At 37.7% G+C, this 23,645-nt stretch carries 23 protein-coding genes; 3 read left to right on the forward strand and 20 right to left on the reverse strand.

What is annotated here, in order from left to right:
- Positions 1-69: 69 nt before the first annotated feature.
- The 4 genes from IGK27_RS09360 to IGK27_RS09375 all read right to left on the reverse strand — a co-directional run bounded on the left by IGK27_RS09360 (position 70) and on the right by IGK27_RS09375 (position 4,379).
- A complete protein-coding gene (locus IGK27_RS09360) occupies positions 70-1,524 on the reverse strand; it encodes a PTS transporter subunit EIIC (RefSeq protein ID WP_002362674.1) in 1,455 nt (484 codons plus the stop codon).
- A gap of 22 nt (positions 1,525-1,546) precedes the next feature.
- Positions 1,547-2,437 (reverse strand): N-acetylmuramic acid 6-phosphate etherase, encoded by an 891-nt coding sequence (gene murQ / locus IGK27_RS09365; protein ID WP_002362196.1) that lies wholly within the window; start codon positions 2,435-2,437, stop codon positions 1,547-1,549.
- Positions 2,412-3,521, reverse strand: a complete 1,110-nt coding sequence (locus IGK27_RS09370) for a DUF871 domain-containing protein (protein WP_010709748.1) — start codon at positions 3,519-3,521, stop codon at positions 2,412-2,414. The genes murQ and IGK27_RS09370 overlap by 26 nt, the downstream gene beginning before the upstream one ends.
- A gap of 297 nt (positions 3,522-3,818) precedes the next feature.
- Positions 3,819-4,379, reverse strand: a complete 561-nt coding sequence (locus tag IGK27_RS09375) for a PTS sugar transporter subunit IIA (protein ID WP_033626430.1) — start codon at positions 4,377-4,379, stop codon at positions 3,819-3,821.
- Positions 4,380-4,494: 115 nt separating this feature from the next.
- Between IGK27_RS09375 and IGK27_RS09380 the strand changes: the two genes are divergently transcribed.
- Entirely contained in the window at positions 4,495-5,325 is an 831-nt protein-coding gene (locus IGK27_RS09380; protein ID WP_002356708.1) for an undecaprenyl-diphosphate phosphatase, read from the forward strand.
- Positions 5,326-5,363: 38 nt separating this feature from the next.
- Here IGK27_RS09380 and IGK27_RS09385 read toward each other — a convergent pair whose 3' ends face one another.
- Genes IGK27_RS09385 through IGK27_RS09395 form a run of 3 tightly spaced genes read right to left on the reverse strand, consistent with a single transcriptional unit; the run spans position 5,364 to position 7,839 of the window.
- Positions 5,364-6,149, reverse strand: coding sequence for a ChbG/HpnK family deacetylase (locus tag IGK27_RS09385; protein WP_002374323.1), 786 nt, complete (start codon positions 6,147-6,149; stop codon positions 5,364-5,366).
- 19 nt (positions 6,150-6,168) lie between these two features.
- Complete coding sequence (locus tag IGK27_RS09390) at positions 6,169-6,792, reverse strand: DUF47 domain-containing protein (protein WP_002356705.1); 624 nt, start codon at positions 6,790-6,792, stop codon at positions 6,169-6,171.
- A 12-nt stretch (positions 6,793-6,804) separates the two neighbouring features.
- Complete coding sequence (locus tag IGK27_RS09395; RefSeq protein ID WP_002356704.1) at positions 6,805-7,839, reverse strand: inorganic phosphate transporter; 1,035 nt, start codon at positions 7,837-7,839, stop codon at positions 6,805-6,807.
- 210 nt (positions 7,840-8,049) lie between these two features.
- Here IGK27_RS09395 and rpsT point away from each other — a divergent pair, with 210 nt between their 5' ends.
- A complete protein-coding gene (gene rpsT / locus IGK27_RS09400) occupies positions 8,050-8,301 on the forward strand; it encodes a 30S ribosomal protein S20 (RefSeq protein WP_002356703.1) in 252 nt (83 codons plus the stop codon).
- Positions 8,302-8,387: 86 nt separating this feature from the next.
- On the opposite strand, the gene IGK27_RS09405 is transcribed toward rpsT, so the two are convergent.
- The gene (locus tag IGK27_RS09405) at positions 8,388-8,945 is read right to left on the reverse strand and encodes an acyl-CoA thioesterase (protein ID WP_002382741.1); all 558 of its coding nucleotides are present in this window, start codon (positions 8,943-8,945) and stop codon (positions 8,388-8,390) included.
- Positions 8,946-9,113: 168 nt separating this feature from the next.
- On the opposite strand from IGK27_RS09405, the gene IGK27_RS09410 reads away from it, so the two are divergent.
- Positions 9,114-10,055 carry a 2-dehydropantoate 2-reductase gene (locus tag IGK27_RS09410; RefSeq protein WP_002415712.1) on the forward strand — a complete coding sequence of 314 codons (942 nt, stop codon included), beginning with the start codon at positions 9,114-9,116 and terminating at the stop codon, positions 10,053-10,055.
- A gap of 51 nt (positions 10,056-10,106) precedes the next feature.
- Here IGK27_RS09410 and holA read toward each other — a convergent pair whose 3' ends face one another.
- From holA to IGK27_RS09470, 12 genes are all read right to left on the reverse strand, one after another.
- Positions 10,107-11,135, reverse strand: a complete 1,029-nt coding sequence (holA, locus tag IGK27_RS09415; protein ID WP_002364451.1) for a DNA polymerase III subunit delta — start codon at positions 11,133-11,135, stop codon at positions 10,107-10,109.
- 57 nt (positions 11,136-11,192) lie between these two features.
- Complete coding sequence (locus tag IGK27_RS09420; RefSeq protein WP_161634191.1) at positions 11,193-13,457, reverse strand: DNA internalization-related competence protein ComEC/Rec2; 2,265 nt, start codon at positions 13,455-13,457, stop codon at positions 11,193-11,195.
- 34 nt (positions 13,458-13,491) lie between these two features.
- Positions 13,492-13,995 (reverse strand): ComE operon protein 2, encoded by a 504-nt coding sequence (locus IGK27_RS09425; RefSeq protein ID WP_002356697.1) that lies wholly within the window; start codon positions 13,993-13,995, stop codon positions 13,492-13,494.
- Between the two features lie 122 nt (positions 13,996-14,117).
- Entirely contained in the window at positions 14,118-14,795 is a 678-nt protein-coding gene (locus tag IGK27_RS09430) for a helix-hairpin-helix domain-containing protein (protein WP_033626432.1), read from the reverse strand.
- A 62-nt stretch (positions 14,796-14,857) separates the two neighbouring features.
- Positions 14,858-15,928, reverse strand: coding sequence for a SepM family pheromone-processing serine protease (locus tag IGK27_RS09435; protein WP_002394720.1), 1,071 nt, complete (start codon positions 15,926-15,928; stop codon positions 14,858-14,860).
- Positions 15,915-16,406: a pantetheine-phosphate adenylyltransferase gene (gene coaD / locus IGK27_RS09440; protein ID WP_002356693.1), complete on the reverse strand. Its 492-nt coding sequence runs from the start codon at positions 16,404-16,406 to the stop codon at positions 15,915-15,917. The genes IGK27_RS09435 and coaD overlap by 14 nt, the downstream gene beginning before the upstream one ends.
- A 1-nt stretch (position 16,407) precedes the next feature.
- A complete protein-coding gene (gene rsmD, locus IGK27_RS09445) occupies positions 16,408-17,001 on the reverse strand; it encodes a 16S rRNA (guanine(966)-N(2))-methyltransferase RsmD (protein ID WP_002414371.1) in 594 nt (197 codons plus the stop codon).
- A gap of 59 nt (positions 17,002-17,060) precedes the next feature.
- Positions 17,061-17,411 carry a YlbG family protein gene (locus tag IGK27_RS09450; protein ID WP_002359714.1) on the reverse strand — a complete coding sequence of 117 codons (351 nt, stop codon included), beginning with the start codon at positions 17,409-17,411 and terminating at the stop codon, positions 17,061-17,063.
- The gene (locus tag IGK27_RS09455; protein ID WP_002400862.1) at positions 17,401-17,835 is read right to left on the reverse strand and encodes a YlbF family regulator; all 435 of its coding nucleotides are present in this window, start codon (positions 17,833-17,835) and stop codon (positions 17,401-17,403) included. Before IGK27_RS09455 ends, IGK27_RS09450 begins: the two co-directional genes overlap by 11 nt.
- Positions 17,832-18,956, reverse strand: coding sequence for a CAP-associated domain-containing protein (locus tag IGK27_RS09460; protein ID WP_075320304.1), 1,125 nt, complete (start codon positions 18,954-18,956; stop codon positions 17,832-17,834). Before IGK27_RS09460 ends, IGK27_RS09455 begins: the two co-directional genes overlap by 4 nt.
- A 16-nt stretch (positions 18,957-18,972) precedes the next feature.
- Complete coding sequence (locus IGK27_RS09465) at positions 18,973-22,401, reverse strand: pyruvate carboxylase (protein ID WP_430596413.1); 3,429 nt, start codon at positions 22,399-22,401, stop codon at positions 18,973-18,975.
- Between the two features lie 32 nt (positions 22,402-22,433).
- Positions 22,434-23,642, reverse strand: coding sequence for an FtsW/RodA/SpoVE family cell cycle protein (locus tag IGK27_RS09470; protein ID WP_002356686.1), 1,209 nt, complete (start codon positions 23,640-23,642; stop codon positions 22,434-22,436).
- Positions 23,643-23,645: the final 3 nt, after the last annotated feature.

Genomic DNA, 23,645 nt, shown 5'->3' on the forward strand with positions numbered 1-23,645 from the left:
ACCATTTCCTACGCAATTAAATTTTAACAAAGAAAAAGGGAGAAGCCAAGTTCTCCTTTTTTCTATTTATTATTTAGTTGTTTGCATATCTTTAGGAATCCCAAAGAATAACGTTGCTACAAAACCACCTGCGTAAGCAGCCAATAAACCTAATACATATGCAAGCCATTGGTTGTTGGCAATTAATGGAATTAAAGCCACCCCACTTGGTCCAATAGCAATCGCACCAACATTACCGAAGGCCCCAATCACCGCACCACCAATACCACCGCCGATACAAGCAGTAATGAATGGACGTCCTAATGGTAAAGTAACTCCGTAGATTAATGGTTCACCAATACCTAAAATCCCAACTGGCAAGGCACCTTTAATCATTTCAACTAATTTTTTATCTGATTTACAACGAATCCATAATGCTAAAGCTGCACCGACTTGTCCCGCACCAGCCATGGCCAGAATTGGTAATAACAAAGTCATCCCTGTTTGATTAATCATTTCAATGTGGATTGGCGTCAAAATTTGATGTAAACCAAACATTACCATTGGCAAGAAGGTTAAACCAAGAGTAAAGCCAGCAACCATGCCACCTTTTTCTAAGACAACATTGATAATACCAACTAAGCCATTAGAAATAGCTCCGGCTACAGGCATGATTAAGAAAATAGTTGCTAAGCCAATCACTAAAAGTGAAATGGTTGGCGTTACGATAATATCAATTGATTCTGGGACAATTTTATGCAATTGTTTTTCTAACAATGATAATAACCATACGGCAAAAATAACACCGATAATTCCGCCTTGTCCTGCAGATAATGTTCCCCCAGTGAAAATATTACTGATTGGAGCATCTGGATTCATTCCTGTCAACATTGTGACTGCCCCAATAACACCACCCAACGCTGGCGTTGCACCAAAAACGCTGGCACTGTTAATCCCAGTGTAAAGAGCTAAATAAGCAAAAATCCCATTTTTAATGATATTTAAGACATCAATATATTGTTGCCATGAAGCTGAAATATCACCAGCAACAACTAAGTTAGACATAACAGCTGCAATCCCGCCAATAATACCAGCCCCAACAAAGGCAGGAATCATCGGAACAAAGATACTAGAAATGGCTTTTAACACTTTTTTAAATGGTGAAGTGTTATTTTGTTTCGCTTTTTGTTGTGCTTTCATTTGAGCGGCTTTTTCTTCTACTAAATCTTTTCCAGATTTGCCTGCTGAAGCATCAGTTGTGGTGCCATGATTAAATGGTTCTCCCAATTTGACACCTGCTTGATCTACCATTTCTTGTGCAACCTTGTTAACAGTCCCTGGACCAACAACTACTTGTAACGTATCATCTTCTACGACGCCCATAACGCCATCAATTTTTTTCAATCCTTCAATATCTACTTTGTCATAATCGCGGATATCCATACGAACACGAGTCATACAATGAATGACTTTGTCCACGTTTTCTTGACCACCAACTTCTTTATAAATCCCATCAGCAATGCGTTTAATTCTTTCTTCTGCCATGTTAAAACACCCTCCTAATTCCTTAATTTAATGTATTCTTGATAAATTGATTCCCGTCAATTAATTTTTGTGTTGCTTCTTCTTTAGTACTATCAGTTAAAATCATTACAATTGCTAACTTCACATTTTCTTCTGCTTCTACAAATTTTAGTTCGGCAACTTCATAACTACAACCCGTTGCTTCCATAATAATCCGTTTGGAACGCTCCACTAATTTTTCATTGGTTGGTTTTACATCAACCATTAAGTTATTGTAGACTTTCCCAATACCAATCATGGAAATAGTTGATAACATATTTAAAATTAATTTTTGAGCTGTCCCAGATTTCAAGCGAGTCGAACCTGTTAAAAATTCAGGTCCTGCATCTACTTCAATCGGCATTTGTGCATACTTACTAATTTCGGCATCTTTATTACATGCCACAGTTGCGGTAGCTGCTCCCACCGTTGTAGCATATTCTAAACCGCCAATTACATAAGGCGTCCGACCACTGGCTGCAATCCCGACAACAATGTCATTTGCTGATAATTTTAGATCAACTAAATCTTGACGACCTAGTTCTTTTGAATCTTCAGCACCTTCTACTGCGACAGTCATTGCTTTTTGACCACCAGCGATGAGGCCTTGAACCATCTCTGGCTCGACGCCAAAAGTTGGTACGCATTCGGCTGCATCTAAGACACCTAACCGACCACTCGTACCAGCGCCCATGTAGATCAAGCGGCCGCCTTGATTGAAGCTTTTGATGATGGCTTCTACCACTGGTTCAATGGCTGCTAATTCTTGACCCACTGCCATTGCAACTTTTTGGTCTTCTTGATTCATTTTTTGTAAAGCTTCTTTGACACTCATCTCATCTAAGCCCATTGTATTTTCATTTCTACGTTCAGTTGTTAAGTTTTCTAAATTCATTTTCTATCGTTCCTTCCGTGACTAGCGTAAATTGATTGCCTGCCTTGATTAACGGCAATATCGTTTGATCTTTTTCAATAATTCGTGTAATCGTATTGACTTTTTCATCTTTCGGCAAGTCCACAAGTGTGACTTGAATTTCTCCCATATAGCGACCATATTTTTCATTATCAATCGTTACGGTTCCCACTGGACGTGCTTTAGTCTGCTCTGACTCAATCGTTGCAATTTCATCTTTTCTGAACATTTCACTCGTTCTTGATAATTCACTTCGCAAAACATCTCTTGCAGCATCTAAACGATTGGTATGAGTTCCAAGTATTCGCTTCAAATAGCGGCTCTTGCTAGGTGCTACTTCTAACAGAAATTGATTGGTTTGGTGATAATAACCAAATTGAGCCATGGTTCGCTCACTAATTGTGGGATCACCAATATAAACAGCATCGACATAAGGATCAGCCATCAAACCAACGGCAGCGGCGAAAGGATTTTGCCCCCGATGTTTTTCTAATGTTGGTAAACCAGCAAAAATTGGGCCTCTTGTTTGCCCATCTCCTGGCACAAAAGTAAAAACTTGTAAGCCTAATTCTTTAAGCCAGCGGTTCTTTTCATTAAAAAATGTTGTTCCAATGCCGGTTTCAGGTCTTGGATAATAATTATGCCAAGCTTCTAAGCGAGAAAAGTCCGCTTGGTGAGCCTTTAACTCAGCCACTTCTTCCAGTGTAATGGTACTAGCATTCAATCCTATATCAATCTTATGTGAAGCATGAGCCATTTGTTCTATCGTAATGCCGTAGTCCATCCGAAGGCCAGTTACGCCCAACTCGATTAAAGGCTCTAATTCATCGAAAGAAAAACCCGCTCTTTTTAACGCTTCACCTGAAATATCTACCATAATTTTCATTTTTTCTGCCTTAGCAATTGCCCCTAAATCAGTCAAGCGTTGGCGATAAAGAGAAGTATCATCTTCTGGAATGTGTAAAGAAGTGAAAATACCATCAAATCCAAGCGCTTTCATCTTTTTGATATAAATAATTGTATCGTTTGTAATCTCTTCACCAAGAAAAACTGAAATACCATACATCTTTTTAGCTCCTCTCTAATACGCTTTCATTATAACTTGTTTGAAATAAAATTTCAACTATTTTTCTAAATATTTTTTAATTCCAAAATAAAATTTTATTTCTGTTCAAAAAAAAACGAGCGTGGAACAAAAATCACTTTGGATTTTTGCTCCACGCTCAAAAACTGATAAACGGCGGGAACAGAACCAACTCCTTCGGAAATAAGCCGAAATTCTCCAAAAATCAAAGATCAATTTTCGAAAATTTCTTCTTATTTCTCGGAGCTAAACGGTTCTGTCCCGACCTCGTCTAATGCATTAATTGGCTGTGGCAGAGCCAACTGGTGTACCAGCTGTAACCACGCCATTTTTCTCTAACGAAAATTGTGCTACTTTATCCATGTTGGTAATGATGACAACCATTTCAGTTCCTTTACCAGCTGCTTCAATTGCTTCTAAATCAGCAATTGCGACCACCGTATCTGCAGTCACTTGGTCGCCTTCTTTCACTTTAATAGTGAACGGTGCCCCGTTTAACTCTACCGTATCGATACCCATGTGTAATAAAATTTCAAGACCGTTTGTCATTTTTAAACCAATGGCATGTTTTGTTTGGAAAACGCTTAAAACTTCTCCTTCAATAGGTGCATAAATTTCACCATTTTCTGGAACTACTGCATAGCCATCTCCCATCATTTTTTGTGAAAAAACAGGATCATTCACTTCACTAATTGGGATAACGGTTCCATTAGAAACGGCATACATTGTATTATTTTCGACAACTTCATTCTTTTTCTTCAAAAATCCAAACATTTCTCTTCCCCCATTTTTTAAAGTATCACTAGTATAGAAAAAAGTTTCATGAATTACAAGTGGCACCTTTGTATAATTCTAAAATTTATTTTAAAATAAGAATTTGCATTGGCATTTACTTTGTCAGCGGGTATACTTATACTTGATGTATTTTGCATTTATTTCAGAAAGGAATGGTGACATGCTTTTTGCTAACCTATGGAAAGCAATTATTCTTGGTATTATCGAAGGAATTACCGAGTGGCTTCCAATTAGTAGTACCGGACATTTAATTTTAGTGGATGAGTTTATTAAACTCGATCTAAGTAAAGATTTTATGGAAATGTTCAACGTCGTTATCCAATTGGGAGCGATTATGGCGGTTGTTATTTTATACTTCCACAAATTGAATCCTTTCTCACCGAAGAAAAATGGCGAAGAGAAAAAAGATACTTGGATTCTTTGGTCTAAAGTCTTAGTCGCTTGTTTACCAGCGGCAGTTATTGGTCTAAAATTTGATGATTATTTAGATGCACATTTTTATAACTTTTTAACAGTATCGATTATGTTAATTGTTTATGGGATTGCTTTTATTATCATTGAAAAACGAAATAAAAATGTTGCACCGAAGTGTACTAATCTAAAAGACTTCACTTATAAAGCCGCTTTAATCGTTGGTGCTTTCCAAGTACTGGCATTAATTCCAGGAACTTCACGTTCAGGAGCGACCATTTTAGGGGCAATCTTAATTGGGGCCTCACGTTTTGTTGCAACAGAGTTTTCATTTTTCTTAGGAATTCCAGTAATGTTTGGAGCAAGTTTTTTAAAAATCTTTAAATTCTTGGCCAAAGGAAATACGTTTGGGTCAGAAGAAATCATTATTTTATTAACTGGCTCTATTGTTGCCTTCGTTGTTTCCATCATTGCGATTAAATTCTTATTGAATTACTTGAAGAAAAACGATTTTACAGTTTTCGGTTGGTATCGTGTAATTTTAGGTGCGATTTTAATTGGCTACTGGTTATTCTCATAAAAATAAAACCGTTGCTTTCACTGTTGAAAGCAACGGTTTTATTTTTTTAAATCGCCAAACGTTATTCGCTCAATCCCCTGTTCTTCAAACCACTGACGAACACGAGGATCACAAATCGTTGCTAATTCTTTGCAGCGTAAAGTGGTATATGAAGAATTATCTAACACAAATTGATCCAAATACCCAACATCAAAATGCATCTCAGCAATTGCCGATTCCGGCATCCGTAATAAACCAAAGTCATCTTCTAAAAAATTCTCCACTGATACGCCTTCGTGAATATAAGATAGCGCCCCAGACTCTAACAAATGTGTCACCTGGAAATAACCTTGTTGCGGTGGATATTCTTTTTCCCCACTATATTTCAGGGTTGTATGAAGTCCGTACTCTTCTGCTAATTCTAAAAATACTTGATCAACCACTTCATCACCAATCGAATGGCAATCAAAATGTTCAGGATAATGTCCAGTTAGTTCCTTAAAGCGTGTCAATTGCGCAATCGTTTCAAGTCGTACTTCTTCATATACGAAGGTTACTTGCTTTTGTTGACGATAATAAGAAGAGCGATGAAAATTGCCTTGTTCATCTACCAGTGAAGGAATCATACATGGGTCCGCACAAGGTTTCCCTAATAAAAAATTCGTATGCTGACCTACAAATAATCCTGGATAATTTTTTGCTAACGCAACGGCGTGTTCTGCTGTTGGTAAATTGGGCATCAAAAGTGTCGACGTTGTTAACCCATCGACATAACTTTTGATAATACCATGATTAATCGCTTCTGACATCCCAAAATCATCAGCATCAATAATTACTTTAACCAACAGCTCCCCCCTCTTTTCTTTACGTATTTTTGATGACAATTCCGACAATAATATTAACAGCTGATTCACAATCATTAATCGTGCGCTCAAGCTGATCGTAAACATCTTTCCACTTGATAACTTTTAATAAATCTTTTTCGTTAGTCATCAAATCTTTCATGGCGCTACTGTATAATTTATCGCCTTGAGATTCAATCGTATTCACTTCATCAATCAATGAAACTAACGTTTTAGAATTCTTAAATTTTGCAAATTCCTTCGTTGCTGATTTAACGCCTTCTGTCGCTTTAACAATATAAGCAGTTAATTCTAGCGCGGGCGCAATCATTTCTTCGACAACTAAATGATCAAGTAAATAAGACAAACTATTAATGCTATCGATAATGTTATCTAAGTGATCCGTAATATCGACAATATCTTCTCGATCAATCGGCGTAATAAAGGAAATATAGAGTTCATTTAAAATTTTGCGAACAATTTCATCATTCTCTTTTTCCAATTGATGAATCGCTTCTGATTTTTTTACTAAGTTTTCTAATGAATAATTGTCTACAATTTCTTGCAAAACCTTTGCCGCTTCATAAGCATTTGTTGCTAACTGGTTTAATTCTCCAAAATAATCAAATTGTTTTTTACGTGCCATGTTTTTCTCTCCTTAAAAAATTGCAATAAATAATTTTGACATCACATAAGCGATCAGCCCACATCCTGGGAAAGTTAAAATCCATGCTATCAGCATTTCTTTCACAATACGCCAGTCAACACTTGAGATTCGCTTAGAAGCACCTACTCCCATAATCGCTGTCGTTTTTGTATGAGTAGTTGAAACTGGAATCCCAAAAGCCGATGCTAAAAATAAACAAATAGCCGTGCTTAAATCCGCAGTGAAGCCTTGATAGCGTTCAAGCTTTACCATATCCATCCCGACTGATTTAATGATTCTCATGCCGCCCACAGAAGTTCCAATGCCCATTGTAATGGAACACAGAACCATAACCCATAACGGAATCACAAAACCGCCACCTGTTTTTTCGACTAAATTATTATAAAAAAGTACTAACATGAACACGCCCATAAATTTTTGCCCATCTTGCGCACCATGTAAAAAAGCATTAGCTCCTGCACCAAAGGCTTGCCCTACTGTAAAAAATTTGTTGGCTTTTCTTCTAGGCACAGCCGAGAAAGCTTTCACAACAAGTTTGGCAATCAAATAACCGCCGCCAAAGCCCATAACGGTAGAAACAACTAGACCAACAAGCACTTTGATCCATTCCGAGCCATTGACTGCACCCAAACCACCTAATGCCATAGCCGAACCAGTCAAACCGGCAATTAACGCATGGCTTTCACTCGTGGGAATACCAAAATACCACGCAGCAACTGCCCAAACCACAATTGAAAAAAGCGAAGCAGCCAAAGCCACCTGTGAAGCGTTTCCATTTGCGTCAAAACTAACAATGTTGCTAATCGTTTCAGCTACTTGGGCATTAAAAAAGGTCATGACTAATGCACCTAAAAAGTTCATCACAACAGCCATCCAAATTGCGACATTCGGCTTTAACACCCGAGTCGAGACAGCGGTTGCAATTGCGTTCGGCGCATCCGTCCAACCGTTAACAAAAATTACACCCATTACCAAAGTAATCGTTACCAATAATGCAATACTCACAAAGACACCACCATTTTTCATTTATCTATTTTATCATAGCATGTTTTAAAAAAAATGTATGCTTTTTTCTTAAGGCTCTGGCAAATTTTCTTATTTTTTTCTTGAAATTGTCTGTTAAGGAAAAAAACTTGTCGTCTTTTATTGCAATGGAACAATGGATTAGGTATAATGATTACTGTTGAATTACATTGGCTGACCAGTGTAAAACCTAAATCATCGGAGGTGAAACAAATGCCAAATATCGAATCTGCAATCAAACGCGTACGTACAAGTGCTAACGCGAATGCGAAAAATTCATCTCAAACAAACGCAATGCGTACAGCAATCAAGAAATTTGAAGAAGCTGTAGCTGCTGGAGCTGATAACGTCGATGCTTTATACAACGAAGCTGTTAAAGCTGTTGATATGGCTGCAACTAAAGGTTTAATCCATAAAAACAAAGCTAACCGCGATAAAATTCGTTTAAGCAAATTAGCTAAATAATGTGAGATAGAAGTTAGCATTCATGTTAGCTTCTTTTTTCATCAAAAAATGTCCAAGTCTGTTTTCACAAAGACTCGGACATTTTTTTATAAAGGTGAATCAATCCACGGTAAATCCGTTGTGAGATGTTGACTAAATAATTTAGTCTCTTCTCGCAAAGCTAAACGTTGTTGTCGCCTCGTTTCATAATTGGAACAAATCAACTTTTCTTCTGCAGTTTCTGGGACGACTGCCGCTAATTGGAAGTCACTTTCGGGATTCATATGAGACGGAATGGCTACAAAAGTTGTAAAACAAGTCGCCGCTAAATAACGCTCTCCAGTTGTTAAATCTTCTCCTACAACTTTAACAAATACTTCCATCGATTTATGATGCACGCCAGAAACAAACGTTTCAACACACACTGAGTGATTTTCTTTTAAAGGTTTTAAAAAATTCAAGTTATCTAAAGATGCTGTAACTGCCCCTCTCCGACAATGTCGTGAAACGGAAATGGATGCGGCGTCATCAATTAAAGACATTAATTTCCCACCAAATAGTGCACCAAAGGGATTTAAATCAAAGGGAAATACACGATGTGTTTGAATCACTCGTGATTCTCGACAAAATTTTTCTTTCGTCATTAACGATTCCTCTACTTTCATTTATAAACTTTTCCACGCTTTACTTTAGCTTACTTTACCATTTGATGCAATCCTTACTTTTTAGGAAACATTTAAAAAATAACAAATTTGCAAGTCCCATTTATTCATTTTTAGGAAAGTTGCTGTATAATAATAACGGTTAAAGAACTTTTAAGGAGATGGATACACATGAAAATTGCAATTGCTGGTGCCGGCGCTATGGGCAGCCGTTTAGGAATTATGTTGCATCAAGGCGGAAATGATGTAACTTTAATCGATCAATGGCCCGCACACATTGAAGCTATTCGTAAAAATGGTTTAATCGCTGATTTTAATGGAGAAGAAGTTGTCGCGAACCTACCAATCTTCTCACCAGAAGAAATTGACCATCAAAATGAACAAGTAGATTTAATTATCGCTTTAACCAAAGCACAACAATTAGATGCAATGTTTAAAGCGATTCAACCAATGATTACTGAAAAAACGTATGTACTATGTTTATTAAATGGCTTAGGTCATGAAGATGTACTAGAAAAATATGTGCCAAAAGAAAACATCTTGGTTGGCATTACCATGTGGACAGCTGGTTTAGAAGGACCGGGACGTGTTAAACTTTTAGGTGATGGCGAAATTGAATTAGAAAATATTGATCCTTCTGGTAAAAAATTTGCTTTAGAAGTCGTTGATGTCTTCCAACAAGCTGGTTTAAATCCAAGCTATAGTAGCAATGTTCGCTACTCTATTTGGCGGAAAGCCTGTGTCAATGGCACGCTAAACGGTTTGTGTACAATCCTTGATTGTAATATTGCCGAATTTGGTGCACTACCTGTTAGTGAATCCCTTGTTAAAACATTAATCAGTGAATTTGCAGCAGTCGCAGAAAAAGAAGCCATTCATTTAGATCAAGCAGAAGTCTATACACATATTGCTCAAACTTATGATCCAAACGGTATTGGCTTGCACTATCCGTCTATGTATCAAGATTTAATTAAAAATCATCGTCTCACAGAAATTGATTACATCAATGGTGCCGTTTGGCGCAAAGGACAAAAATACAACGTAGCAACACCTTTCTGTGCCATGTTGACACAGCTTGTTCACGGAAAAGAAGAACTATTAGGAGCTAAATAATAAGAAAGTGCCAGAGACAATCGTTGTATGACGATTGCCTCTGGCATTTTCTTATTTTGCTTGTGCAGTCAATTTTAAAATAAATAATTGGAATAGTAATTCTTTATCCATTTGGCCCGTTTTCATGCGGTAATCATTTTCAACTAATTCATCATAAAGTCTTTCTAATCGAGACAATTCAAATCGTCGGACTTGTTGTAACGCTAACTTGACTCGATAAGGATGAACCTTTAATGTATCAGCGATATTCGCTTGTTGATAGCCCATCTTAGCCAAAATTTTTGTTTGTAGAAAAAGGCGAATCTGATTCAATAAGATTGCATTTAACTTAATGGTTTCTTCTCCTTGTAAAAGTAAATCTTCATACAATTGAACAGCTTTTTCACTGTTTCCAGAAAGTACTTCGTTGGTTAAGTCAAAAACATTATGTTCCAAAGACTTAGGGACTAATTCTTGAACCGCACCTCGTGTAATTGTCTTCGTCTCAAGGGCATATAAATACAGCTTCTGTAATTCTCCCATAATTTTTGATAAGTTCAAGTCTGTCAATTGAAGTAATAAATCAAAAGCATCGGAGCGAATAGTGTACCCTTCGCTCTCAATCGTTTGAGAAATGTACTGACGAATAGCCTTTTCATCCATTGGATTGACGTCAACCACTGTGGCATTTTTTTTCAATGCTTTGGTAACTTTTTTGCGTTCATCTAATTTTTCATATGAGGCCATAAAAACAAGAACAGTTGTTGGTGATGGACTTTCCAAATAATTCAATAAAAGATTGACATCATGTTCCACACCGTTTGTTTTTCTTTCGGCAGTTAAAAAGTAAGGATTTTCCACAAAGACAAGGCGATAATCACCAAAAAACGGAATTGTTTCCGCTTCAGCAATCGCTGCACTTAAAGGTGTTTCCTCCATATCAAATGAGAAAAAGTTAAATTGATCATCCTCTTCCGTCAACAATTCTTTCATCAATGTTGTTTTAAATAATTCAGTTAAATAAAGTTCTGTTCCTATTAATAAATACACTGGAGCGATTTTTTGCTCTCGCACTTCTTTCAAAGCTTTTTGTAACTCCATTGGCTCGCTCCTTTTCTCGTTTCTCTTGTTTATCCTATCATGTTACTTCTGGAAATACTAGTCTTGTTCTTTAACAAATTTGGCTTTAGAAAGCCCTTGCCAAGGTAACCATTGATAATAAATCATTCCTTGAAGATCGGTCCGATAATAATTTATTTTTTGCTCCTCCAGCGTCGCTAATGTCTCCTGATGAGGATGTTTAAAACGATTATTCAGTCCAGCTGAAATCAATGCTTCTCGCGGATTAAGCTGTTTGATAAATCTTTTAGTAGACGACGTTTTACTACCATGATGACCGACTTTCAAGATGTCGATTGTCAACTGGGGATAGCGAGCCAACACTTGTTCTTCTCCTTCGGCTTCCAAGTCACCAGTAAATAAAAAATGCCGTCCGCCTAATTGTGTGGAAAACACTATCGAGTCATTATTGCCCCCAATACTGCTCTTATTTGGTGATAAAATTTGAAAAGAAACGGGTCCATTAATTCGCTTGGGCGCTAAAATTGGCCGACAGTCTGTCCCGCTTTTTTGGAGTTGTTTCAAGACTTGGCGAAACGAAAAATTGGCTTCAGCTGCTCCTTTAGGAAAATAAAGAACAGAAATTGGAACCTTCTGCGCAATGGCTAATAAATCGCCAAAATGGTCTTCATGTGCGTGTGTGATGATCACTTCATCTAAACGTTTGACCCCTTGACTTTTGAGAAAAGGAATCACTGAATATTCCGCTCCTGATCGACTATTTTTCCGTTGCCGCCAAGCTTCTTTGTCAAAAGACAACCGACCACCTGTATCGATTAGTGTATTTTTTCTGTGAAAAGGCGCTTGGATAAACAAACTATCCCCTTGGCCTACATCGATCATTGCAACAATGCCAATTGGCGAAAGGTATTTACTATTTATCAAAACAATTAGTAGTCCGATTGAGAAAAAAATTTTTTTAGACTTGTCTGCTAAATAAATCATTGAAAATCCGATTAGTAATAACAAACTAATTTGTATCCAAGAATTTAAATAGCCGATGGTCAGCTTCGGATTTAAGTGAACTAGCACCCACTCAAATAAGCCATTCATTGTTAAAAATAGTGGTTCGAGCAAGGCTGCTAAATAACGTGCTGGCATAATAATCACTAGAAAAAAGCTCAACGTCAAAAGCGGTAACAAGAACCGTTCAAAAATTGGTAACAAGAGAAATGTTAAGAAACTTCCTAACAAGGGCCATTCATAAAATGATTGGACTAAAATAGGTAAGGAAGCCACAGCCAATAGGAAAGAGCCTAAACAATTTTTAATGAAAGGCGAAGAATAACCAACCAATGTTTGCTCTAAAAACAGCAGAACAAAGGAAAGTAAATAACTAAATTGACCGCCGACTGAAAAAAAGAGGGTTGGCTGAACAATCAAGTGCACTAAGAGAGTTAAACTCCAACAATCGAGGGCCGGAACCTGCCAATTAAACCGTCGATTGAACGTATTGAGGTTTGTTTGTAAAAGCGCCCGCATGACACTAACTGAGAATCCTGTTAAACCAGCATATATCAGAGAAAAACCGCATTGCCACAAAAAATAACTTTCTTGCGTTCGGCGAGCGATTCTTAGCATCAGCAAGCGAAATAAACGAAGGAAAAAAGAAACATGCATCCCTGACAAACTAAAAAGATGCAAAATGCCTAATGCTGAAAATTTATCGCTTATTTCAGCAAATTCTTCATTACGAAAACCTAAGAGCAACGCATTCATATACATTGCACTAGTATCAGCAAAATTTTTCTGAATATGTACCATCGCCCACTTCCGCCAAACGCTAATGATTTCTTTAAACCGCCAAGAAAAAAAAGGACGCGGTTGTCCTATCTCCTCAATGAATAAAATAGCTTCGATTCCTTGATTCTTTAAAAATAGTTGATAATTGAAGCCATTTTTGTTGGTTTGACCTTGGGGCGAGTCTAAAATACCTACAGCGGTTGCCTGAATGGTTGTGGTTAGTTGGTGCCATTGCTGTTTTTCTTTCATACTTTTTAATTGATAAAATGCCATCACTTTCTGCCTTTTGCCTTTTACGATCCAATTGGCAGGAAATTTTACTTGATCACCATCTACTTGTATTTCATCTGGTAATATCGTTAGCTGTCCTGACAAGCGGACTTCTTTAGGCAACAAAGAGACTGGCTTTAACCACTGGAAAATCAATATGCCCCCTACTATTAAAAAACTGCACAAAAAACCTCCCAATATAACAGGAAAACTTTTTGTACAGACAATACGGATAACAGTGATAGAAAAAAGAAGAGCTCCTAATAGACTAGGTGCGAAAAAACACCACAGCCCACAACTAGTCAGCAGAGCTATGAAGAACCAATTATTCCTCAGCTGAGGAAGGATTGTCCTCAAGTGTGGCAAATTCTTCTCCCCATTGTAATTCGGCAAAATATTTTGGTACTAAAGTCACTTTTTCAACCGTGGCTCCTACTTGTTCAATTAAATTTAGGGCGTACGCATCATTACGGTAATCCTTTAAATAATAAATCTTTTTAATCCCTGCTTGTAAAATCATCTTTGTACATTGCAGGCAAGGGAAATGTGTCACATAAATTTCTGCCCCTTCTGTAGGGACGCCAAACTTCGCACATTGTAAAATTGCATTCATTTCTGCGTGGATTGTTCGAACGCAATGATTATCAACAACATAACATCCTTCATCAATACAATGCGTTCCGCCACTGACTGAACCATTATAACCTCCTGCAATAATTCGTTTGTCGCGAACAATGGTTGCTCCGACAGTTAACCGTGTGCAAGTACTTCTTAATGATAATAAGACGCTTTGTCCCATAAAATATTGGTCCCATGGAATTCGTTCCATAATAAACCTCCTTTATTTTTAATGACTCCTGTGTTCGATTTGCCAAATCATTTAATCTTATTACAAATAGTATGTTATCCGCATCCCATAGTCAAGAATTCTCAGGAATTTTCTGTTAAAAGTTAGCCAGTCACTGTCAACATGCCTTTTAAACGTTCTACTGTTTTCTCTCCAATACCTGGAACATTTTTCAGTTCCTCGACGGTTTTAAACGGTCCTTGTTCGTCACGAAAGCGAATAATCTCTTGTGCTTTTTTCGCACCGATTCCTGAAATCGTTTGTAGCTCTGCTTCTGTTGCCGTATTAAGGTTGATTTTTTCCTCCTGATTTTGCTGAGCAGGTGCTGATTCCTGCAACGTTTCTAATGACTGTGGCACTGGTTCTCCTTTTTTGGGCACGTAAATAATCATTTGATCTTTTACTTTTTGAGCGTAATTGACCTGGGTAGTATCAGCTTCCTCGCTCACGCCTCCAGCTAAAGCTAAAGCATCCCAAATCCGCTGCTGATTTTTTAGTTGATAGATTCCTGGTACTTTCACTGCGCCTTTAATATCAACATAGATCATTGTTTCTGCCCTTTCTTTTGTGGCATCTGTGGCAACCTCTGCCGTAGTGGTCAGACTTGTCTCCTCCCACATTGTGGTGTCTACTCGTGGCTCCTTATTAACCATCAAATAAATGCCCACTAATAGAGTTATCAAAATAACTATAGACGCGCCACTACCTAGCAATAGCCACTTTTTAGGTAACTGTTTCAACCAATCCATCGTTTGTCCTCCCTTCAAAATATAATTACGCATTTTTTAACAAAAAAATGCACCTGGACCAAAAATCACTAGTAATTTTTGGTCCAGGCGTACTTTTATTTTAATTTCTCTAGATAGTTCAAGGCATCTTGAACCGTTTTTACTGGGACAATTTTCATTTTTGTCCCAATTTTTTTCGCAGCTTCTTGTGCTTCTTGATAATTCGATTTGATTTTTGGCTCAACTTTTTTCATTTCTGAAGTTATTTCATCATCGGGTGCAAAGAAAATTTCTGCGCCGTTCTCACTGGCAGTTACAACTTTTTTGTCAATGCCACCGATTCTACCAACGATTCCTTGACTGTTCATCGTACCTGTTCCAGCAATTTCATGACCTTTACGTAAATCTTTATGACTTAATTGTTCATAGGTCTGCAAAGTAAACATTAAACCAGCCGATGGCCCACCAATATCACCCGCTTCAATAGATACTGGGATAGAAGAATCAATTTCTGTATGATCAGTCAAACCAATACCAATCCCCGCTTTTTTATCTGTTGGCAATTCAATTAATTTGCCGGTCGCTTCTTTTGTTTTGCCATCTTGAATAAATTGAACAGTGACTTTTTGATTCACTTTTTGTGCTTTAATATAATTCATTAATTCTTCACTGCTTTTAAAAGATTTACCATCCACGCCTGTCACGGTATCGCCAACTTCAATTTTTCCTTTAAAACTTGAGTTGTCTTCCATCGCTAACACATAGACGCCTTTAAATTTCATCTCATATGGAACCTTCGCTAATTTTAAGGCTTGCTCAATTGCGGCGTTTTTTGAGGAATCCATATAGTATTGTTGAATTCGATTATATTCGCTATTACTACTATCTCCCATTAATTCTTTTTTAGACATAACTTCTTGAAAATCCGAAAAGTTTGCTTTTATGGCAGAAAAAATAGTGGCCGAACGAATGCCCACCGTTGTTAAATAAAAAGCACCAGACTGCGTATCTTTTTTTCCATCAACAGTTACAAACTCTTTTAAATTTTCTGTCGTTCCTGGTCCTTCAATATAATAAGGAATTGGGACGATAAACAAACCAATTAGCAGCAATGCCAATACCATTGGAATGAGTGATTTAAACGAAAATTTTTCTGTTTTTTTATTCATTATTTTAGCTCCAGTCATTCTTCTTTTGTTTTAACGCATGATAAATATTGGGAGGAAGATAGTCAGACACATCGCCTCCAAAACGTAAAACTTCTTTTAGTAAACTGGAGCTTACATGTGCATATGGTTCTTCTGCTAATAGAAAAACCGTTTCAATTTCTGGCGCCAGATGTTGATTCATTTTAGCAATGTCTTTCTCGTACTCGTAGTCTTTGACGTTTCTAATGCCACGAATCAAAAAATTAGCCCCTAATGATTTTGCACTTTCCACAGTTAACTGGGTTTCTTGCATGATAACACGCACATTTGGCATTTCTTTAGTTGCTTCTTCAATTAAATATTTTTTCTCTTCTGGCGTAAATAATGTTTGCTTACTTGTATTTATAAAAACGCCAATGATGACTTCGTCAAATAACTTCGCACTGCGTTCAATCAAATTTAAATGACCATTTGTCATCGGATCAAAACTTCCGGGAAATAGAGCAATTTTACGCATCTTACGCCTCCTGACGATAAATCGTTACTTGAGTGATTCCGTAAACGGTTTCTCTTGTTTTTTCTAGTGTACCAATCGTTTCCGGTAATTTGACAGTTTTATCTGTTTCACAAACGATAACGGCTTCGTTTGTTAATAACTGCCGTTCTAACATCTTTTCTAATTGTGAAACAATTTCTTGTTTGGCATAGGGCGGATCCAATAAGACCAAATCAAATTGTAGCTTCTCTTCATAAAACTGTTCTAAGGCACGATTAGCATCCATTTTTCTAACTTCAAATTTTTCTGGTTCTTTTGTAATCGCAATATTTTCTTTAATTACTTTTAGTGCAGCAAAATTCTTTTCAATACAAATACTTTTGTCCATTCCACGAGAAACGGCTTCAATCGCTAACCCGCCACTTCCTGAATATAAATCCAGCGCCATTCCACCATCGAAATATGGACCAATCATATTAAAAATAGATTCTTTTACTTTATCTGTTGTAGGCCTAGTATTGTCGCCATCTAACGCTTTCAAGCGCCGGCCACCATATTCTCCAGAAATAACACGCATTGTTTCGACTCCTTTATCAATCATTCTTTTATAATTCATTATAACAAAAAGAGTGAAAAATGTTTGAAATTTCTCATAACATTTCTCACTCTTTTGCATTAGACATTCTCCGCTAAGCGAATCTCTGTAGATAATTCCTCTACTACATAGCCATCGTCTTCTTGTTCTTGATAAGCCGCTTTAGTACCAATTTTTTCAGCAAAATTCATTTCGACATCTGGTCGATACGATTTATCGACACTACGAACAAAATGTAACTGATTAATTTTTTCCATGTTACTTTCAATATTTTCTTCATTCATGTAAATCACCACATATTTCATTTTTCGTGAAACATAGTGAATCAGTCCATATCGGCGTAACTGTTTTAACGGTTTTAATGTATATACCCAAACAATTAGGCAACGACGCTCTTGAAGCGTAAATTCTTTTTCTTCTTTAGCTTGCATGGCAGCTTCCTCCACAACCTGAATGTTTCTTTCCTCGTTCAAAGAAAGGATTTCCAGCATCTACTTTAATATCTTCAGAAATTAGTTGGGCAATCTTTAAACCAATTGTATCTAGCAACGTTTGAACGTTTGTCTCAGCAAAACGATAGTTTGCAACGATTTCATTTAAATCAAGCGCCCGCTTTGCTTTACGTAGGGCTCGTTGTTTCTCCCGAAAATCGGGTGCATGAATTCCATAAGCCTCTACTCGCTCAAAAGCTGACTTAGCTTCTAAAAATGCTTTTTGTAACTGAGCAACTTCCGTCGAAGCATACATAGCTTTTTTTGTTTCTTTATAGTTTTGAACAGCATCACTTTCTAAAAGTGCTGAAATTAAGCATTCTGTTTGATCTTCAATTGCAAATAAATGTTCTGTCACAATCATAACTTTTCACTACTCTCCGTGATTTGCCTATTTTCTGGTCGTTTCTCTAATAAGACTAACACACCTTCATTGGAAAAGGCAACGCCCAATTCTGTCGTTTCTGACTCAGCAAAATAGCTATCATATTGCGGGTCCGAAAACCATGACAAAATAGTAAAGGTACTATCATAAACAGGTTCTTGGAAAATACCTGTCGGTTCTCTCAGCGAAAGTTTGCTCGTTTTAACTAAAAAAGAAAATTCGTCCTTAGTCAAATGAAAGGGATGAATGGCTGTATGTTCCTCTCTCGTTTGTAACAATTCTGCTTGTCGATTTGCCGACAAAATTGTTGGTGTATGATGAGCCAGCGTTTGATACAATGTTTGGGCATCTTTTTGACTTTGTGTGGAAACTGAAAAAGCAGCTTGCTTTTCTTGCTGTTTAACCAGATTCATGACATAAATCGCTTGGTTACTTTGAACAGGATCGAAGGTCATTGACTGCGTTATATCAACTGGCAAAGGAGAACCTTCATTTAATTGATACGGCATTTCCGTGAGCAACGTTTCTTTATTGACATAATTAACTGCCATCAAACCACCTGTCCGCTGATTAAAAAATAACACTGCAAAACTGCCATTATCAAAAGCAACCAATGGTCGATAGTTCATATCTTCTTCCATCAGCTCGACATCGTAAGCTTCATGATGAAAATTAAATGCAAAATTCGAATAAATCGTCATTAAATCAGACAAGTCAGCAAGCTTCATATCTATCTTAAACGGTTCTATCATTTTGTCATTGTTAAAGGCCTTAATTGCGATGACTTTATTTTCTCGAACGTTGACTTCTAAGTAATCATTCATCGTCAAACCGAACGTCCATAATTCATACGTACGACCTGTTTTAATTTTTTCTTTAGGATTGCCAAACTGGCGGATAAAGGTTTCCACATCTTTCCCTATGTATGCTGCGTAGCCAGAAGCTGGCAATTCTTCATGAGGAACAGCGGTGTGAGCGCTGGATAAGCGCCCACTTTGAGCTGTTTCGGTTGGTTTTTCAGCAGGGAAAAAAACTGGCTCTAAATATCCGATGAGTAGAACTGTTAAAAAAACAGCAGTAAAGGCCCAAAATCGCTTCATTTTTTCCCCTCTCATCTTATTTTTCTTTTACTTCTAATAACAAATCACCTGAGCTGATTGCTTCGCCTTCTTCAACATAAATGTGATCTACCGTGCCCGCAAAACGTGCTTCGATAGTCGTTTCCATTTTCATGGCTTCTGTAATCAGCAACGGCTGACCTTTTTCTACTTTATCGCCACGTTTGACCAATACTTGTAGAACAGAACCAGACATCGTTGCGCCGATTTGTTCTTTATTAGTTGGTTCCGCCTTTTGTTTTACTTGAACAGCTGACTTAATAGAGGCATCTTTAACTAAAACCTCACGACGTTGCCCATTCAAATTGAAGAACAAGACACGGTTTCCGTCAATATCAGGTTCGCCAATTTCATCTAAACGAATAATTAACGTTTTTCCTCGTTCAATTTGAACTTCCAATGTCTCTCCTTGACGAATACCATTAAAGAATGTTGGCGTATCTAATAAGGTTATATCTCCAAAGGTTTCGTATTTTTGACGATACTCTAAAAATACTTGTGGATACATTAAATAACTTAAAACTTCTTCCAATTTAGGTTGATACCCAATTTTTTCGGCTAATTCTTCTTGTACTTTCGCAAAATTAACTGGTGCTGCTAAGTCACCTGGCCGCTCTGTGAAGGCTGGTCGACCTTTTAGAATAATTCGTTGGAGCTCTTTCGGGAACCCACCAACTGGTTGACCTAAATCACCTTGGAAAAAAGTCACAACTGATTCAGGAAAACTTAGTTCTTCACCACGCGCATAAACATCTTGTTCTGTCAGATTATTTTGAACCATGAAGAGTGCCATGTCTCCCACGACTTTTGAAGATGGCGTCACTTTTACAATATCACCAAACATCAAATTCACTGTGTGATACATTTTTTTGATTTCATCCCAACGGTGCCCTAAGCCTACCGCTTTTGCTTGCTGCTGTAGATTAGAGTATTGACCACCAGGCATTTCATGCATATAGACTTCTGTTTGCGGGGCATTTAACCCATTTTCAAATGGTTGATAATACATGCGCACATCTTCCCAATAATGATTGATTTTCTGTGCATTATCAATGTTAATAGTTGGCGTCCGTTCACCATTGACTAAAGCATAATATAGACTGTTCATACTTGGCTGGCTAGTTGCGCCACTCATCGCACTCATTGCGACGTCAACAATATCAACGCCTGCTTTAGTAGCCGCTGAATAAGTGATGATCCCATTGCCACTAGTGTCGTGAGTGTGGAGATGAATTGGTAAATCCGTGGCTGCCTTTAATTCACTAATTAAACGATAAGCAGCTTGTGGCTTCAATAAGCCAGCCATATCTTTAATCGCAATGATTTGTGCACCTAAATTTTCCAATTCTTTAGCCATATCAAGGTAATATTGAACATTATATTTTGCTCGGGCTGGATCATTGATGTCCCCAGTATAACAAATTGCTGCTTCCGCAATTTTTCCGGTATCCCGAACGACTTGAATACTTTTTTCCATTTGAGGAATCCAGTTTAAGCTATCAAAAATTCGGAAAACATCGACTCCTTGGCGAGCGGATTCTTTAATAAATTCTTCAATAACATTATCAGGATAATTTTGATAGCCTACCGCATTAGATCCTCTGAACAGCATTTGTAAAAGTGTGTTTGGCATCAACTGACGAATTTTTCTTAAACGTTGCCATGGGTCTTCGGTTAAGAAGCGATAGGCAACATCGAACGTAGCGCCACCCCACATTTCACTAGAAAACAGCTCAGGCAGGGCTGCATCAGTTAGACCAGCAATTGCTTTAAAATCTTGTGTTCTCACACGAGTCGCTAATAAACTTTGGTGCGCATCACGGAACGTGGTATCTGTCATTAACACACTTTCTTGATTCTTAACCCAATCGATGACGGCGGTTGCTCCTTGAGCGTCTAGAATATTTTTAGCTGTGATCACTTTTTCTGGAACTTCAATATCTGTCGGCACGCGCGGGGCTTCAAAATATTTTTTCTCCGTTCGTTCAATGCCAGGGAACCCATTGACCGTTACTTCTCCAATGTATTTCATCGTTTTATTGCCACGATCGCGCATACGAGGAAATTCAAATAATTCAGGTGTATTATCAATAAAGGTTGTTTTGGCTTCGCCAGATTGAAACGATGGATAGCTCACAACATTTTGTAAAAACGGAATATTTGTTTTCACGCCACGAATCCGAAATTCTTTTAAGCAGCGTTGCATTTTACTGATTGCCTGTTCAAAAGAGAAACCATGCGTACAGACTTTAACCAATAAAGAATCAAAGTAGGGCGTCACAGCGTAGCCAGAATAAGCATTCCCTACATCTAAACGCACACCAAAACCACCTGGTGAACGATACGTATCGATTTTCCCTGTATCTGGCATAAACTGGTTCAGTGGATCTTCAGTCGTAATCCGACATTGAATAGCCGCGCCTTTTAATGTCAATTCGTTTTGTTTTGGCAAATGCATATCTTTATGCAAATCAAGCCCTTGCGCAATTTGTAATTGAGAGATCACAATATCAATATCTGTAATCATTTCTGTGATAGTATGTTCTACCTGAACACGAGGATTCACTTCAATAAAATAAAACTGATCCCCTTCTACTAAAAACTCAACCGTTCCCGCATTCACGTAGCCGACATGCGCCATTAACTGCACAGCAGCCGAACAAATGGCTGCTCGTTGTTCTTCATTCATTGATACACATGGTGCGACTTCTACCACTTTTTGGTGGCGCCGTTGAACGGAACAATCACGTTCAAATAAATGCAAGACATTCCCATGATGATCGCCTAAAATTTGTACTTCGATATGTTTAGGATTAGAAATATACTTTTCAACATAAACCTCGTCAGAACCAAAGGCTGCTTTCGCTTCGCTTTTGGCTCTTTCGTAACCTTCTCGTGCTTCCTTGGCATCGTGGGCAACGCGCATCCCGCGACCGCCGCCACCTAAAGCAGCTTTAATCATGATAGGAAAGCCATGCGTTTCACCAAAAGCTACGACCTCTTCCACCGTTGCTACTGGCCCATCTGAGCCTGGAATCGAAGCAATCCCCGCAGCTACAGCTGCTTCTTTCGCTTTAATTTTATCGCCAAAAATATCTAAATGATGTGTTTTAGGTCCAACAAAAATGATTCCTTCTTCTTCACAACGTTCGGCGAAGCGTAAGTTCTCTGATAAAAAGCCATAACCAGGATGAATGGCATCTGCTCCCGATTTTTTGGCAATTTGGATAATATTTTCAATGTCTAAATAGGCTTCAATTGGTTTTTTCCCTCTACCAACTAAATACGCTTCATCTGCTTTGAAACGATGAACAGAATACTCATCTTCTGCAGCATAAATCGCTACTGTCTGGATATCTAATTCTGTACAAGCTCTAAAAATTCGAATCGCAATTTCACCACGATTGGCAACTAATACCTTTTTCATAACGTCACTCCTACCATCAATTTCCTTCAAATTTATTGGTTCTGTTCTAAAGATAAATAGTACTCATTTTCTAATTTCTGACGTGTTTCATCTGCACTGATATTCAGGACAAAGGCCACAGCAATCGAAATAATCAGCAAACTATTCCCACCTTGACTCAAGAACGGGAAAGTAATTCCTGTTAATGGAATAATCCCAGTAATCCCACCAACATTAATAAAGACTTGAATTAATAACATTGTACCAATTCCAATACACATTAGTGAATTAAAAGGTTTCTTCGAGCGTACACCGACTAAAATAATTCGCGCAATCATAAACATCAACAATCCTAAAATCGCTAGACCGCCGATAATGCCTAACTCTTCTAAAGTAATCGCAAAGATAAAGTCCGTATGTGCTTCTGGTAAAAAGCCTTTTTTCTGAACACTATTCCCTAGACCTTTGCCAAACCAGCCGCCATTACTGATTGCATAATAAGAATTAGCTAACTGATGGCCTAAGTTCCGTTCATCTAAAAATGGATTTTTAAAAACAGCAAAACGATTATAAATATATTGATAACGCGCTGGGAAAATTTTTCCTTTAGACATAATTAATAACTGAATAGCCGTGATACTACCTAAAATGCCCAAGCCACCGACCAAGTAGGTATACATATAATTAATCCCACTTGCTAAAACCATCACGATGGTAATTAATGTTAGAATGGCCGCATTCCCGAAGTCAGGCTGGATTGCAACTAGAGCAATTAATACAAAAACGAGCATCAACGGGCGCCCGGCAGCTTGTTTAAATTGATCCATGCCTCCATTAATTGTCTTTTGTCGCCGTGCTAAAATATAAGACAAGTACCAGACAACCATGATTTTTAAATACTCAGCTGGTTGCATCGAAAATCCACCAATCTCAATCCAACCACGTGCGCCGTTAATTTCTTTCCCGATACCAGGAATCCGAACGGCTAAAACCATAACCGTAATTACTGCAATGGCAAACATGATAAAACTTCGATTCTGAAAAACGGATGTTTTCATCTTATAAATAAAAAACATTGCAACTAACCCTACTACCCAAAAGGCAACCTGGTTAATAACGAATGAGGTAGGTGAAAAACCTTTCATTACTTGTAATGCGGATGTGGAACTATATACCATAATCAATCCCACGATGCTTAAAATTAAATATGGAATAAAAATACTATAGTCTAGCAAATGCCGTTTCTTTACTTTGTTTGGCAAAGC

This window comes from Enterococcus sp. DIV0236 (assembly GCF_050558525.1).
GTDB lineage: Bacteria > Bacillota > Bacilli > Lactobacillales > Enterococcaceae > Enterococcus > Enterococcus faecalis.